This window comes from Candidatus Planktophila dulcis, from assembly GCF_002288225.1.
GTDB lineage: Bacteria > Actinomycetota > Actinomycetes > Nanopelagicales > Nanopelagicaceae > Planktophila > Planktophila dulcis.
Genome location: NZ_CP016777.1, coordinates 687,979 through 702,493, shown reverse-complemented (window position 1 = coordinate 702,493; position 14,515 = coordinate 687,979). Strand labels below are relative to the sequence as shown.

At 48.5% G+C, this 14,515-nt stretch carries 15 protein-coding genes; 14 read left to right on the top strand and 1 reads right to left on the bottom strand.

The features are described from left to right. Positions 1-35 precede the first annotated feature (35 nt). From aroC to nusB, 6 genes are all read left to right on the top strand, one after another. On the top strand, positions 36-1,217 hold the full coding sequence (gene aroC, locus A1sIIA65_RS03550; protein WP_095676207.1) for a chorismate synthase: 1,182 nt from the start codon (positions 36-38) through the stop codon (positions 1,215-1,217). Between the two features lie 5 nt (positions 1,218-1,222). Further along, entirely contained in the window at positions 1,223-1,729 is a 507-nt protein-coding gene (locus A1sIIA65_RS03545; RefSeq protein WP_095676206.1) for a shikimate kinase, read from the top strand. Further along, positions 1,726-2,781, top strand: a complete 1,056-nt coding sequence (aroB, locus tag A1sIIA65_RS03540) for a 3-dehydroquinate synthase (RefSeq protein WP_095676205.1) — start codon at positions 1,726-1,728, stop codon at positions 2,779-2,781. Before A1sIIA65_RS03545 ends, aroB begins: the two co-directional genes overlap by 4 nt. After that, complete coding sequence (gene aroQ, locus A1sIIA65_RS03535) at positions 2,778-3,209, top strand: type II 3-dehydroquinate dehydratase (RefSeq protein ID WP_095676204.1); 432 nt, start codon at positions 2,778-2,780, stop codon at positions 3,207-3,209. The genes aroB and aroQ overlap by 4 nt, the downstream gene beginning before the upstream one ends. Before the next feature lie 64 nt (positions 3,210-3,273). Next, positions 3,274-3,834, top strand: a complete 561-nt coding sequence (efp, locus tag A1sIIA65_RS03530) for an elongation factor P (protein ID WP_095676203.1) — start codon at positions 3,274-3,276, stop codon at positions 3,832-3,834. Further along, positions 3,834-4,256 (top strand): transcription antitermination factor NusB, encoded by a 423-nt coding sequence (gene nusB, locus A1sIIA65_RS03525; protein ID WP_095676202.1) that lies wholly within the window; start codon positions 3,834-3,836, stop codon positions 4,254-4,256. Before efp ends, nusB begins: the two co-directional genes overlap by 1 nt. Here the strand turns inward: nusB and A1sIIA65_RS03520 are convergent. Continuing rightward, positions 4,253-4,753, bottom strand: coding sequence for a transcriptional regulator (locus A1sIIA65_RS03520; RefSeq protein WP_095676201.1), 501 nt, complete (start codon positions 4,751-4,753; stop codon positions 4,253-4,255). The genes nusB and A1sIIA65_RS03520 overlap by 4 nt on opposite strands. A 124-nt stretch (positions 4,754-4,877) precedes the next feature. Between A1sIIA65_RS03520 and pyrR the strand changes: the two genes are divergently transcribed. The 8 genes from pyrR to pyrF are packed head-to-tail and all read left to right on the top strand — an operon-like array spanning position 4,878 to position 14,515. Next, entirely contained in the window at positions 4,878-5,411 is a 534-nt protein-coding gene (gene pyrR, locus A1sIIA65_RS03515; protein WP_095676200.1) for a bifunctional pyr operon transcriptional regulator/uracil phosphoribosyltransferase PyrR, read from the top strand. Beyond that, positions 5,411-6,358 (top strand): aspartate carbamoyltransferase catalytic subunit, encoded by a 948-nt coding sequence (locus tag A1sIIA65_RS03510; RefSeq protein WP_095676199.1) that lies wholly within the window; start codon positions 5,411-5,413, stop codon positions 6,356-6,358. Before pyrR ends, A1sIIA65_RS03510 begins: the two co-directional genes overlap by 1 nt. Continuing rightward, the gene (locus tag A1sIIA65_RS03505) at positions 6,355-7,641 is read left to right on the top strand and encodes a dihydroorotase (protein WP_095676198.1); all 1,287 of its coding nucleotides are present in this window, start codon (positions 6,355-6,357) and stop codon (positions 7,639-7,641) included. The genes A1sIIA65_RS03510 and A1sIIA65_RS03505 overlap by 4 nt, the downstream gene beginning before the upstream one ends. Beyond that, complete coding sequence (carA, locus tag A1sIIA65_RS03500; RefSeq protein WP_095676197.1) at positions 7,638-8,765, top strand: glutamine-hydrolyzing carbamoyl-phosphate synthase small subunit; 1,128 nt, start codon at positions 7,638-7,640, stop codon at positions 8,763-8,765. The genes A1sIIA65_RS03505 and carA overlap by 4 nt, the downstream gene beginning before the upstream one ends. Next, the gene (gene carB / locus A1sIIA65_RS03495) at positions 8,765-12,031 is read left to right on the top strand and encodes a carbamoyl-phosphate synthase large subunit (protein WP_095676196.1); all 3,267 of its coding nucleotides are present in this window, start codon (positions 8,765-8,767) and stop codon (positions 12,029-12,031) included. The genes carA and carB overlap by 1 nt, the downstream gene beginning before the upstream one ends. After that, entirely contained in the window at positions 12,016-12,879 is an 864-nt protein-coding gene (locus A1sIIA65_RS03490; RefSeq protein ID WP_223298490.1) for a dihydroorotate dehydrogenase electron transfer subunit, read from the top strand. Before carB ends, A1sIIA65_RS03490 begins: the two co-directional genes overlap by 16 nt. Beyond that, the gene (locus A1sIIA65_RS03485) at positions 12,876-13,814 is read left to right on the top strand and encodes a dihydroorotate dehydrogenase (protein ID WP_095676194.1); all 939 of its coding nucleotides are present in this window, start codon (positions 12,876-12,878) and stop codon (positions 13,812-13,814) included. Before A1sIIA65_RS03490 ends, A1sIIA65_RS03485 begins: the two co-directional genes overlap by 4 nt. Then, positions 13,814-14,515 carry an orotidine-5'-phosphate decarboxylase gene (pyrF, locus tag A1sIIA65_RS03480; protein WP_095676193.1) on the top strand — a complete coding sequence of 234 codons (702 nt, stop codon included), beginning with the start codon at positions 13,814-13,816 and terminating at the stop codon, positions 14,513-14,515. Before A1sIIA65_RS03485 ends, pyrF begins: the two co-directional genes overlap by 1 nt.

Below are 14,515 nucleotides of genomic sequence, written 5' to 3'. Positions count from 1 at the left end.
CGCGAGAATGAGTCTCTATCTGCAAGAATATGTCCATGCGTTGGATTACAGCAGGTGAATCTCATGGCCAAGCCCTATCGGCAATCATCGAAGGCATGCCAGCCCATATTGAAATCACCACTGCAGATATTGATTTTCATCTAGCAAGACGGCGCTTAGGTGTTGGTCGCGGTGCTCGTCAGAATTTTGAAGCGGATAAGGTAACTATTCTTGGTGGAGTTCGACTTGGTATTACACAAGGTGGACCCATTTCAGTTCAAGTGGGAAATAGTGAATGGCCTAAGTGGGAGAAGGTGATGTCTGCCGATCCTGTTCCTGCAGATGAGATAGAAAATCTTGCGCGTAATGCGCCTTTAACTCGCCCACGTCCAGGACATGCGGATTTAGTGGGAATGCAAAAGTATGACTTTGATGACGCTCGCCCCATTCTTGAGCGAGCGAGCGCGAGAGAGACAGCAGCACGAGTTGCCTTGGGAGCAATCGCTCGTAAATTCTTAGAGCAATCTGTGGGAATCACGATTTTGAGTCATGTGGTTTCTATCGGGTCAGTGCGTATTCCGGACTCGTATGAACTTCCACAAGCAGGCGACATGAAGAGAATTGATGATGATCCCGTTCGGTGCTCTGATCCTGCAACGAGTGCTGCGATGATTACTGAAATTGAGGCAGCTCATGCCGACGGCGACACGCTCGGGGGAGTATGTGAAGTATTGGCATACAACCTTCCTCCTGGATTGGGTTCACACGTGCACTGGGATCGACGTCTAGACGCACGTTTAGCCGGGGCGTTAATGGGTATTCAGGCAATTAAGGGAGTGGAAATCGGTGACGGTTTCAGAACGGCAACCCGCCGTGGATCTATAGCCCATGATGAAATCGAACGCGGTTCAGATGGTGCAATTCATCGTCGCACAGATCGCGCTGGCGGAACTGAAGGCGGAATGTCGAACGGTGAAATCTTGCGTGTATCGGTTGCAATGAAACCTATCTCAACAGTGCCAAAGGCATTGGACACTATTGATGTTAAAACTGGTGAGGCTGCAAAGGCGATTAATCAACGCTCTGATGTCTGCGCTGTACCTGCTGCAGGAGTTGTTGCAGAAGCTATGGCAGCCCTAGTTCTTGCAGAAGCAGTATTAGAGAAATTTGGTGGTGATTCCGTGCAGGAAACGCGCCGCAATTATGAGTCCTATATGAAGAATCTACGTTTCAAATAATCACAATGCCTCCTCGTGTCATTCTGATTGGCCCTATGGGTTCAGGAAAAACAACCATTGGTCAATTAGTTGCTGCGCGTCTTGATATTACTTTCAGAGATACGGATCACGTGATTGAAGAGAGATCCGGACGAACAGTGGCAGATATCTTCCTAGAAGATGGTGAGGATGCTTTTCGTCTTCTGGAAAAGGCTGTCCTTCGTGATGAGTTACTCAGTGATGAAACAGTGCTTGCTTTAGGAGGGGGAGCTCCAATTTCTATGGATGCGCAATCAGCGCTTCGCGCCATTGCATCTCCTGTCATCTATTTGGATATCTCTCTAGCAACAGTTGCTCCACGAATAGGCTTCAATCGTGATCGACCACTTCTTCTTCACAACCCACGCGGTCAGTGGCAAACACTGATGGAGGCGAGGCGCCCGATTTATGAATCGATTGCCGATACCGTCATCGATGTGAATACTAAATCTGAGAGTGATATCGTCAGCGAAATCCTTGAGGTGATCAAGTGAAGAAGATTCATGTGAGTGCCGACCGTGAATACGACGTACTGATAGATGTTGACTATCTCAAAGAATTGAGTGAGCTTTCTCAGGGACGGACCCGCGTTGCAGTTGTTTTTAGTGAATCGATGAAGAGTGATATTCCGAAATTCCAAGCGGGAGATTGTGAATTCTTCTATCTTCCTATCCCTGATGGAGAAGCTGGTAAGTCGGCAGCTGTACTCGCACAGGCATGGAATTGGTTGGGAGCGGCTGGCTTTACTCGTGCAGATTTGATTGTGGGTATTGGCGGGGGAGCAGTTACTGATTTCGCAGGTTACCTAGCTGCAAGTTGGCTTCGAGGAATGGATTGGATTGCAGTACCAACGACAGTTGCTGGCATGGTCGATGCAGCGATAGGCGGTAAGACGGGAATCAATAGCGATTACGGCAAGAACCTAATTGGAGCTTTCCATTCTCCGATTGCAGTGCTCATAGATCCATCGTGGCTCTCAACTCTCTCTGATAGAGATTTTGTGGCCGGTTTGGCGGAAGTTGTTAAATGTGGATTTATCAGTGATAAAGAGATTCTCAACCTTCTGGCCTCAAAGAACCTCGCTGACATCCGAGCATCACGCACGCTCACCGTTGAGTTGATTGAAAGATCTGTGGCAGTCAAAGCACAGGTTGTGTCAGGGGATTTCAAGGAGAGCTTTGATCGCGAGATTCTTAACTATGGACACACATTTGGCCATGCCGTGGAACTTCTCTCTAAGTATTCATTGCGTCATGGTGAGTGCGTATCAATTGGAATGGCGTTTATTGCCTATCTTTCAGAGAGTCTGGAGTTGATTTCAGCTGAGCTACGGTCATTACATATAGAGACTCTTACAAATCTTGGCCTTCCCGTTTCTTACTCTGGGGCACAGTGGCCAGAGCTTCTTGCAGCAATGAAGTTGGATAAGAAGACACGTGGAAATGAACTTCGATTTGTGGTGATCACTGAAATCGGAAAGACACAGAGATTGGAAAATCCAATTGAGAGCGAGCTGATAGCCGCATATGAGAGGCTAAGCTCATGAAGGTTCTAGTACTCAATGGCCCCAACCTCGGGCGTCTTGATATCCGCGATTCCTCTATCTATGGGGATATGACATATCCAGCACTTGTTGCACATATTGAGAACGCTGCTAAGACTCATGGCTTCGAAGCAGATGTTCGCCAAAGTAACGATGAGGCAGAGATTATTGGCTGGTTACATGAAGCTACAGATACAAAGACTCCAGTCATAATCAATCCTGCAGCCTTCACTCACTATTCCTATGCAATCCGTGATGCTGCGGAGTTGGTAAAGGCTCCCTTGATTGAGGTGCATCTATCGAACCCGCTTTCACGTGAAGAGTTCCGTCATACTTCTGTGATTTCAGGGGTGGCAAACGGAACCATCGGAGGATTTGGTCCCAATTCTTATGTCTTAGCGCTCATCGCGCTGAAGGCGTTAATCTCCTAATTACATACGGTAAACTCTGCGCTCTATTGACCTTCGATTGGCGAAGGCATGAACTGGAGTTATCGTGGCAACAACAAATGATCTAAAAAATGGCATGACCCTTGATATCGAGGGTCAGTTATGGACTGTTGTTGAGTTCCAGCACGTAAAGCCAGGTAAAGGTCCAGCTTTCGTTCGCACAAAGCTCAAGCAGGTAATGACCGGTAAAGTTGTGGATAAGACATATAACGCTGGCGTCAAGGTTGAAATCGCAATTCTAGAAAAGCGCGAAATGAACTTCCTATACAAGGAAGGCGATGACTTCGTATTTATGGATAACGTTAACTTTGATCAGATGAATATCTCAGCAGCTACTGTCGGAGATGCAGCGAACTACATGCTTGAAAACACTGAAGCAATCGTTGCAATCCATGAAGGCAACCCTCTTTTCATTGATCTACCAGCTTCTGTTCCTCTTAAGATTACCTACACAGAGCCAGGACTACAGGGTGATCGTTCATCTGGTGGAACTAAGCCTGCAACTGTTGAAACTGGTATTCAGATTCAGGTGCCACTGTTTATTAAGCAGGATGAGATTGTTCTTGTTGATACACGCGATGGTTCATATCAGGGTCGCGCCAACTAGTGTCAGCTCGCAGTAAGGCACGTAAGCAGACTCTAGATTTACTCTATGAGGCTGATATTCGTAGCACCTCTGCTGCCGATCTTTTAGCTCTTCGTGATGTCATCGAAGAGGGCCCTGATGCACGCCCCATACGAGAATTTACAAAGCTTCTCATTGCAGGGGTCACAGAGAATAAGCGCAAGATTGATGAACTTATCTCCACATACGCTCAAGGCTGGGATATGGATCGTCTTCCAGCCGTGGACCGAAATATTCTGCGCCTTGGGATTTATGAAATCGTTTGGAGTGCTGATTTAGATGATGGCATTGCAATCGATGAGGCGCTCACTCTTGCGAGAGAGCTTTCAACAGATGAATCTGCAGGCTATATACATGGTGTTTTAGGTCGTATCTCATCCATTAAAGACAGTATTGCAATTTAGCTCTGACGCACCTTAAGTAAAAGGTTCTCCTTCTCTAACCACTGCATTACTTGGGAAATAGGTAGATCAAAGAGAACTGAAATAGTCTCCATATCTGCATGGCGGATAGATAAGACTTCACCATTCCAATCCTGACGAGAGCGAATGAGCTTTTGGGCCAATCGTGCAAGAAGGAGATAGTTGGCGTTGCTAGGGTGCGTGTCATCGAGTGCTCGACGGTTGACTGCACGCAGATCGATGACAATACGTTCGGCTGATATGACTTCCACTGGTAGTGCCTCAGTAAAAAGTTGCGCCAAGGGCACGTCATAGAGAGCAGCTATGGAGATTGCACGTTTAATGCTCAGTGTTCGGGCGCCGCGTTCATAGGAGCCAAGTACTACCGCTTTGAGTGCGCCCTTACTGAGTATTTCTACATCGCTCAGGGAGAGTGAGCGAGAGATGCGTATTGCCCGGAGGCGAGCGGAGACTTGCGCGATAGTGACCTCAGTATTCATGGGGTGAGGCTAGGTTGCGTCGACGCGTATGAGTTATGCCAATCCACAGAGAGCCAAACTTTGGTGCTAGAATCCGCCAACATCCTTTAACGACCCGTCCTGCGAGGCGGGGAAGGAGATTTACATGAGCCTTGCCCTGCCGGCGCCAGATATGGCACGAGCTATTACCCGCATTTCCCACGAGATTCTCGAACGTAACTCTGGTTCGGACTCCATCACACTTCTGGGCATCCCCACACGAGGTGCCCACCTTGCCGCTCGAATAGCTGCAAATATAGAAGCAATCGAAGGAAAGCCCGTTCAATCGGGAACTCTAGATATCACCTTGCACCGCGATGATCTACGTATGCGCCCACCTCGCGCCCTAATGCCAACAGTCATTCCATCCCTTGGCGTTGAAGATCGCAATGTCGTCCTTGTCGATGATGTTCTCTTCTCAGGTCGCACCATTCGCGCAGCACTGGATGCACTTGGTGAGATCGGGCGACCAAAGACTGTCCAGCTTGCAGTCCTTGTCGATCGCGGCCATCGCCAACTGCCTATTAAGGCAGATTACGTGGGCAAAAACCTACCGACTTCACCGACTCAGATCATCAAGGTTCAATTCACAGAGCTCGATGGCCTGGATGCAGTATCACTGGAAGAAGGTGGCAATTAATGCGCCACCTCCTATCCATTGCAGATTTGAGCAAGAGCGAGGCGCTGCAAATCCTCAATACAGCTGAAGAGCTTGCTCGGGTATCTGATGGACCTATGAAGAAGCTTCCCACTCTGCGTGGTCGCACGATCGTCAATCTCTTTGCAGAAGATTCCACTAGAACACGCATCTCCTTTGAAGCGGCTGCAAAGCGACTATCTGCAGATGTTATTAACTTCTCTGCAAAAGGCTCTAGCGTCAGCAAGGGCGAATCCTTAAAAGATACAGCCCAAACACTGCAGGCTATGGGCGCTGATGCAGTCATCATTCGCCATAGCGCATCAGGTGCTGCACAGCGTTTAGCAGATAGTCAGTGGATGACTGGGTCTGTTGTCAATGCTGGAGATGGAACACACGAGCATCCAAGCCAGGCACTTCTCGATGCATTCACAATAAGAAAGCATTTAGCACATGGGGGAGATGACCTCACCGGTCTGCATATTGCAATCGTCGGAGATGTGCTGCACTCACGCGTTGCACGTTCCAATGTTCTCCTTCTTACCAAGCTAGGTGCTGCGGTAACACTCGTTGCTCCACCGACTCTCCTACCTGTGGGCGTTGAATCGTGGCCTGTGAAAGTTTCTTATGACTTTGATTCGGTGATTGAATCTGTTGATGCAGTGATGATGTTACGTATTCAACTGGAGCGAATGACGGAGCTCTTCTTCCCTAATGCACGTGAGTATTCACGTTACTTCGGATTGAACAAAGATCGCCTCAAGCTTATGAAACCAAGCGCAATTGTGATGCACCCGGGGCCTATGAATCGTGGACTGGAAATCACTGCAGATAGTGCAGATAGCGCGCGTTCAGTGATTCTTGAGCAGGTAACAAATGGAGTCAGTGTTCGCATGGCGATTCTCTATCTACTTCTTGCAGGTTCCCAAGAGATCGGAGCATCAGAATGAGTCAATCAATCCTTATCTCAGGCGGAACACTCGCTAACGGAAAGAAATCAGATCTTCTTATCAAGGATGGCCTCATCGCTCAGGTCGCCGAGAAGATTGAGGATAAAGATGCGACGCGAATTGATGCATCTCACTCCATAGTTCTGCCAGGACTAGTTGACCTCCACACGCACTTGCGTGAGCCCGGAAGAGAAGATGCAGAGACTGTCGAATCCGGTTCTCGTGCTGGGGTTAAAGGTGGCTTTACGGCGCTGAGCGCCATGGCAAATACCTCACCTGTTGCCGACACAGCTGGGGTTGTTGAGCAGGTATACCGACTCGGACAAGCTGCCGGTCTACTTGATGTATTTCCGATAGGTGCTGTTACTCGAGGACTTGAAGGCGAACATCTTGCTGAAATTGGTGCAATGGCAGATTCCATGGCGCGAGTTCGAGTCTTTAGCGATGATGGACATTGCGTCTTTGATCCTCTCGTTATGCGTCGAGCACTTGAGTATGTGAAGAAGTTCGATGGTGTGATTGCCCAACATGCGCAAGAACCACGTCTGACACAAGGCTCACAAATGAATGAAGGAATTGTCTCTTCACAACTAGGTCTTAAGGGTTGGCCTGCAATAGCGGAGGAAGCGATCATCGCTCGCGATGTCCTGCTTGCCGATCACGTGCAGGCGCGGCTGCATATCTGCCACCTCACAACTGCAGGCGGAGTTGAAATCATTCGATGGGCAAAGGCTCGTGGAATTAGCGTGACTGCTGAGGTCACTCCACATCACTTACTGCTCACAGATGAGTTAGCTCGCAGTTATGACCCTGTATTTAAGGTAAACCCACCGCTGCGCACAGAAGCAGATGTGATGGCACTGCGTGAGGCACTTGCAGATGGAACCATCGATATTGTGGCAACAGATCACGCTCCACACCCAGCTGAGACAAAAGAGTGCGAATGGCAGGAAGCATCCTTTGGCATGCTCGGTCTTGAAACCGCACTCAGCATCGTCAACAAGACAATGGTGGAAACTGGTTTTATGAACTGGGAGAAGGTTGCAGATCGCATGAGTTATGCACCCGCTCGAATTGGTCGCTATGAGAATCAAGGGCAAGAGTTAAAGGTTGGGGCTCCAGCACACATTACTGTGATGAATCCAACGCAGGTGTTGAGAGTGGATCGCGATCTAGTTGCCTCCCGAAGTCGCAATACTCCCTTCCATGGGATGGAGTTGCCAGGACGAATTCTGGCGACAATCTATAGCGGCAAGGTCGTCTTCGAAGGGGGAAATGCATGAGTAAAGCATTCTTCGTCCTCGATGATGGCCGCATCTTTGAAGGAAGTTCATGGGCTGCAACCGGTAAGACATTTGGTGAAGCTGTCTTTCAAACAGGCATGACTGGCTACCAAGAAACCCTCACTGACCCCTCTTACCACAAGCAAGTTGTTGTGATGACAGCGCCGCATATTGGAAATACTGGAGTCAATACTTTTGATAATGAATCAAAGAAATACTGGGTGGCAGGATTTGTAGTGCGAAATCCTTCAACGCTTACTAGTAATTGGCGTAGCGAGAAGAATCTTGAAGCAGAGTTAATTGATCAGGCGATAGTTGGAATTCAAGGAGTTGATACGCGAGCCATTACACGTCACTTACGTGATCGTGGAGCTATGCGTGTTGGAATCTTCTCAGGCCTTGATCTCTCTCGTGAAGAAATGGTTATTGAGGTTCGTAAACAACCTGCAATGAGTGGTGCATACCTCAGCGCTGATGTTTCAACAGAATCGACATATGTTGTTCCTGCAGTTGGGGAGAGGAAATTCACTGTTGCAGCGATTGACTTAGGGATTAAGGGCGCCACACCTCGAGCTATGGCAGAGCGTGGCATTGAAGTTCATGTAATGCCATATAACGCAACGCTAGATGAGATTTTAGCGATTAAGCCTGATGGAGTGTTTCTCTCTAATGGCCCGGGAGATCCTGCAACGATGACTGAAACGATTGAACTCGTGCGGTCAATTCTTGCCCAAGAGATTCCCATCTTTGGTATCTGCTTCGGTCATCAGATTCTTGGTCGCGCACTCGGGTTTGAAACATACAAGCTGCAATTTGGCCACCGCGGTATTAATCAACCCGTTATTGATCGCAAGACGGGAAAGGTAGAAATCACTGCGCACAATCATGGCTTTGCTTTGCAGGCGCCAACCGATGCAGGGTTTTCCACCGTCTATGGTCCAGGTCAGGTCACACATGTATCACTCAACGATGGAGTTGTAGAAGGTCTTGAACTCACAGAACGCGGTGCATTTAGCGTGCAGTATCACCCAGAAGCTGCAGCCGGCCCACATGATGCTGCTTATCTCTTTGATCGATTTGTGGATTTGATGGTGCAATATCCAAGAAAAGTTGAGGCGCTCTAATGGCTCGCGATGAATCGATAAAGAGCGTACTGGTCATTGGTTCAGGACCGATTGTCATCGGACAGGCCTGCGAATTTGATTATTCGGGAACACAAGCCTGCCGTGTATTGCGTGCTGAAGGCATTCGCGTCATCTTGGTCAATTCAAACCCAGCAACGATTATGACTGATCCTGAATTTGCAGATGCGACCTACATCGAGCCCATCACACCGGAATTTATTGAGCGCATCATCGCAAAGGAGCGTCCAGATGCGGTTCTTGCAACGCTGGGTGGTCAGACCGCTCTTAACGCTGCAATCGGACTCTTTAAGGCTGGAACTCTCGAGAGATATAACGTCAAACTCATCGGTGCAGATGTCGATGCGATTGAACGCGGTGAAAATCGTGAACTCTTTAGAGGAATTGTTGAAAAGATTGGTGGAGAGTCAGCCCGCTCGATCATCTGTCACACCATGGATGATGTGATGGGGGCAGTTGCTCAACTTGGTTATCCGGCAGTAATCCGCCCTTCATTCACTATGGGTGGTTTAGGTTCTGGAATCGCATTTGATGAGCAGACTCTCCGGCAGATTGCTGGCGCAGGTCTTCGCCACAGTCCGACTTCGGAAGTTCTGATCGAGGAGTCAATCATCGGTTGGAAAGAGTATGAACTCGAAGTAATGAGAGATAAGTCAGATAACGTGGTGATCGTCTGCAGCATTGAAAATATCGATCCGATGGGTGTCCATACTGGAGATTCGATTACCGTGGCTCCTGCTCTGACACTGACAGACGTTGAATACCAGAAGCTGCGTGACCTCTCTATCGACATCATTCGTGAAGTTGGCGTTGATACAGGTGGCTGTAATATCCAATTTGCTGTCAATCCTGATACAGGTCGCATCATTGTCATTGAGATGAACCCTCGTGTTTCTCGCTCAAGTGCTCTTGCTTCAAAGGCGACAGGTTTTCCTATTGCAAAGATTGCTACCAAGCTTGCTATTGGTTACACCCTCGATGAAATCAAGAATGACATCACACAGGTCACACCAGCTTCTTTTGAACCGACTCTTGATTACATTGTCGTGAAGGCGCCTCGTTTTGCCTTTGAGAAGTTTCAAGATGCGGACCCTCGTCTGACAACGACAATGAAGAGCGTGGGGGAGGCGATGGCTATTGGTCGCTCATTCCCTGAAGCGCTGATGAAAGCCCTTCGTTCTTTAGAACGCAAAGAGGCCATCTTCACCTTCACCGATGCCCGCTCAGTTGATGAGAAATCAAATCTTCTGGAATCTATGAAGATGCCAACAGAGTATCGACTGCAGCAAGTGCAACGTGCACTGTGGTTGGGCGCGACGATGGATGAGGTCTTTAGCTCAACCAAGATTGATCGCTGGTACTTGCGTCAGATTGAGATTATTAATGATGTTGCGCGCACTATTGCCCAACCTGGCGAGCTCTCACTAGATCTACTTAAGCTTGCAAAGAGCACAGGATTTTCTGATGCGCAGATTGCTGCCATCCGTGGAATTTCTGAAGGTGATGTGAGAAAGGCCCGTCATCAACTCAATCTTCGCCCTGTCTATAAGACTGTTGATACATGTGCTGCTGAGTTTGAAGCATTTACTCCGTATCACTACTCAAGTTACGAGGAAGAGACAGAGGTTCGACCTCGCACCAAGCCTGCTGTGATTATTCTCGGTAGTGGGCCAAACCGTATTGGTCAGGGAATTGAGTTCGATTACTCATGCGTTCATGCATCCTTCACATTACGTGCTGCAGGTTATGAAACCATCATGATTAACTGCAACCCTGAGACGGTTTCCACCGATTACGACACATCCGATCGACTCTATTTTGAACCACTTACTCTCGAAGATGTCCTGGAAGTTGTGCATGCAGAAACTCAAGCTGGACCCGTGTTAGGTGTCATCACTCAACTGGGAGGACAGACGCCACTAGGACTTGCAGCAGGTCTCAAGGCAGCAGGTGTCACCATTCTTGGAACAAGTCCTGATGCAATCAATTTAGCTGAAGAGCGTGGAGCATTTGGGCAAGTTCTAAAAGAACAAGGTCTCACTGCACCTGAATTTGGAATGGCATCTTCTCAAATGGAAGCGCTCGATATCGCCCATCGCATCGGATATCCAGTCTTAGTTCGTCCAAGTTTCGTTCTTGGCGGGCGCGGCATGGAGATCGTTTATGACGATGAAGCGCTATCTGGCTTCATTTCTCGCGCAACTGATATCACTCCAGATCACCCAGTCTTGGTAGATCGCTTCCTTGATTCAGCAATTGAATTAGATGTCGATGCTCTCTATGACGGCAACGAACTCTTTCTGGGTGGAATCATGGAACATATTGAAGAGGCGGGTATTCACTCAGGTGATAGCGCATGCGTGCTTCCTGCGATGACTATTTCTGATTCACAACGCGTTCAGATTCGTGAAGCGACATTAAAGATTGCTCAAGGAGTGGGAGTTCTGGGTCTTATCAATATTCAGTTCGCGATGGCCGATCACATTCTCTATGTCTTAGAAGCAAATCCACGTGCATCTCGCACAGTGCCATTTGTCAGCAAGGCAACTGGTGTGCCACTCGCTAAAGCTGCAGCACGAATTTCTCTAGGGACAACGATTGCAGAACTTCGTGCAGAGGGAGTACTTCCTACTGAAGGAGATGCTGTCGCAAAGGGAATTAGCGTGAAGGAGGCTGTTCTTCCATGGAACCGTTTCCGCCGTGCCGATGGTCGGGGAGTCGATGCGGTTCTTGGACCTGAGATGCGTTCAACCGGTGAAGTGATGGGCATCGCTGCAACATTTGGTGAGTCATATGCAAAGTCTCAGATCAGTTCATTTGGACCACTTCCAAAGACAGGAACAGTCTTTATCTCACTTGCCGATAAGGATAAGAAGCATGGGATCGCACCTGCTCAAGGTTTAGCTGCCCTCGGATTCAGATTGCTTGCCACCGATGGAACCGCGACTTTCCTTGCAGAGCATGGCGTTGCAACAGTTGTTGTACGCAAGAACTCTCAAGGAACAGGTCCTATGGGTGAGAAGACGATTGTTGAAATGCTCAATTCAGGAGATATTGATCTGGTGATTAACACTCCGGTCGGCCGTGGAACACGCGCAGATGGTTGGGCGATTCGCACAGCTGCCGTGCAAAGATCCATTCCGATTATCACAACTACTGCAGGTTTTAGCGCGGCCGTTGAAGGAATCAAGGCATTACAAGCTGGAGATTTGAGTGTCTCTCCTATCCAAGAATGGCTCAAACGCTAATGGCAACAATCAATAAGAACGCCGTTCAAGAGATGGTGACGATACTTTCGAACAAGCGCGTTGGTGCTTATCACCAGATATTGCTTAATGTTGGCGATATCGTAAAGAACTGTCGCCCTGGAAACTTTGTAGCAATACGCGTTGGTGGCGATACATCTAAGTTGATTTTGCGTCGTGCATTCGCAATCTCTCGAGTATCCGAAAGTTCGCAATATGGCGGAACTATGGAGTTAATAGTTGCCCCTCACGGTTCTGGAAGTAAGTGGTTGTGCTCCCAACTTGAGGGAGCCGAGATAGATATTGTCGCTCCTCTTGGGACAGCTTTTGGTATTCCAACAGAACCCATCAGCGCACTACTCATCGGCGGAGGTTACGGTTCAGCACCGTTATTCGGTTTGGCAGATGTTCTTAAGTCACGCGGTTGCAAAGTAGATATGTTGTTGGGGGCCAGCGTTGGATCAAAGATCTATGCACCGATGGAAGGTAAACGCTCAGTAAATTCATTGAAGATTTATACAGAAGATGGCTCGATGGGTGAGACAGGGCGTGTCACGGAGAATCTTCTTAATATCGTCAAAGATCGAAATATTGATGTGATTTATTCATGTGGTCCTATGGCGATGCTCTCTGCAATTACTGCTCTTGTTGCTGATACAGATGTCATCCATCAATGTGCTGTTGAGGAGTCAATGGCATGTGGAATTGGAATATGCATGACGTGCGTACTCCCTGTTCGTAACGAAGACGGGTCAACGTCAATGCTGAGATCGTGTATTGATGGACCAGTTATGGATGGCTCCACTGTTCACTGGGATTTAGTAGGCAAAGTACCGGAAGTGTCCTCATGAGTTTTCCAGTGGATATGTCCACAACCCTGGGCAATGCTTGGTTTCCAACCCCGATTTTCACAGCAAGTGGTTGTGCAAGCAGCGGTAAAGAGCTGGCGCAGTTCTTTCCTCTTAATCAAGTAGGGGCTATCGTCACGAAGTCTGTGATGAGTAAGCCGCGACATGGTCGCCCAACACCTCGTATGGCAGAGACTCCATCAGGGATGCTCAACTCAATTGGATTGCAAGGACCAGGAATCGATGCATTTCTTGCAAACGATGTTCCATGGCTGGTTGAACAGAAAGCCCGAGTGATTGTCTCTATTGCCGGTGAAACGGTCGAGGAGTACTCAACTCTTGCACGCAAACTTCGTTCAGTCTCTGGCATCAGTGCTGTTGAAGTCAATATTTCTTGTCCCAATGTTGAAAACCGCGGACTTGTATTTGCATGCGACCCAGAGAGTTCACGCCGAGTCATCGATGGTGTGCGTAAGACTATTGGGGGAGAATTGCCAATTATTGCAAAACTTTCTCCTGATGTCACAGATCTTCCCGCAATCGCTCGTGGTGTAGTCGATGCTGGCGCAGATGGACTAGCTCTGATTAATACCGTATTAGGTATGGTCATCAATATTGATTCGATGAAACCGCACTTGGGTGGCAAAACGGGAGGGCTTTCTGGTCCTGCGATTAAACCTGTTGCTGTGAGAGCGATTTATCAGGTGCATGCAGCACTGCCCAAGGTTCCAATTCTTGGAATGGGTGGTGTGGCATCAGGCCGAGATGCACTAGAACTCATCCTTGCAGGAGCATCAGGTGTGTCAGTAGGAACGGCAAGCTTTGGTAATCCAAAGGCTTTGATTGATATTCAAAATGAATTGCGAGATTTATTGGCTATCCGTGGTTTTGCCACAATGCAGCAAGCAATCGGTTATGCACACAGGGAAGGGGCGTAATGAAAGCCCCTATCGTTCTTGCAGTTGACACACCAGATCTTGAGATTGCTAAGCAATGGATAGCAGCAACTCAAGACTCTGTAAGCGTCTATAAATTGGGGCTTGAATTCTTCCTCACCTTTGGTCATGCCGGAGTCACAGCGATTCAATCAGAGACTGATGCTGATATTTTCCTCGATCTCAAACTCCACGATATTCCTCACACTGTGCAAGGCGCGGCAAGTGCAATCGCATCTCTTGCTCCTAGATTTCTCACGGTGCATGCATCCGGTGGTCGTGCAATGGTTAAGGCAGCAGTCGATGCCGTTCCTGCAACTGATGTCACGGCAGTCACGATTTTGACCTCGCTATCTGAGGAGGATCTCTTTGAAATTGGTTATGCAAACCCAGCGCTTGAGAGCGCAGTAGCGCTTGCGAAGATGTCTGTAAGCGCGGGAGCCCGAGCAATCGTCTGCTCTCCTTTGGAAATTGCAGCCATCCGCTCTGCGGTAGGTGCAACACCTGCGATTATTACTCCTGGCGTTCGCCCATTATCTGAAGCTGGCAGCGATGACCAGAAGCGCACGATGACCCCACGGGATGCAATCTCTACAGGTGCAACCTTTGTTGTTATCGGTCGCCCGATTACCAAGTCTTGGTCTGAAGGCCCTCAGGCGATGAAAAGTAAGGCGAGAGCAATCGCCGATGAAATTCTCAACTAG

Bases quoted from the DNA above. Each gene is read 5' to 3' on its own strand.
- A1sIIA65_RS03505 (WP_095676198.1), top strand. From the start codon at position 6,355: ATGAGTCAATCAATCCTTATCTCAGGCGGAACACTCGCTAACGGAAAG.
- A1sIIA65_RS03520 (WP_095676201.1), bottom strand. From the start codon at position 4,753: ATGAATACTGAGGTCACTATCGCGCAAGTCTCCGCTCGCCTCCGGGCA.
- aroC (WP_095676207.1), top strand. From the start codon at position 36: ATGCGTTGGATTACAGCAGGTGAATCTCATGGCCAAGCCCTATCGGCA.
- aroQ (WP_095676204.1), top strand. From the start codon at position 2,778: ATGAAGGTTCTAGTACTCAATGGCCCCAACCTCGGGCGTCTTGATATC.
- A1sIIA65_RS03490 (WP_223298490.1), top strand. From the start codon at position 12,016: ATGGCTCAAACGCTAATGGCAACAATCAATAAGAACGCCGTTCAAGAG.
- carB (WP_095676196.1), top strand. From the start codon at position 8,765: ATGGCTCGCGATGAATCGATAAAGAGCGTACTGGTCATTGGTTCAGGA.
- A1sIIA65_RS03545 (WP_095676206.1), top strand. From the start codon at position 1,223: ATGCCTCCTCGTGTCATTCTGATTGGCCCTATGGGTTCAGGAAAAACA.
- A1sIIA65_RS03485 (WP_095676194.1), top strand. From the start codon at position 12,876: ATGAGTTTTCCAGTGGATATGTCCACAACCCTGGGCAATGCTTGGTTT.
- pyrR (WP_095676200.1), top strand. From the start codon at position 4,878: ATGAGCCTTGCCCTGCCGGCGCCAGATATGGCACGAGCTATTACCCGC.
- carA (WP_095676197.1), top strand. From the start codon at position 7,638: ATGAGTAAAGCATTCTTCGTCCTCGATGATGGCCGCATCTTTGAAGGA.
- pyrF (WP_095676193.1), top strand. From the start codon at position 13,814: ATGAAAGCCCCTATCGTTCTTGCAGTTGACACACCAGATCTTGAGATT.
- A1sIIA65_RS03510 (WP_095676199.1), top strand. From the start codon at position 5,411: ATGCGCCACCTCCTATCCATTGCAGATTTGAGCAAGAGCGAGGCGCTG.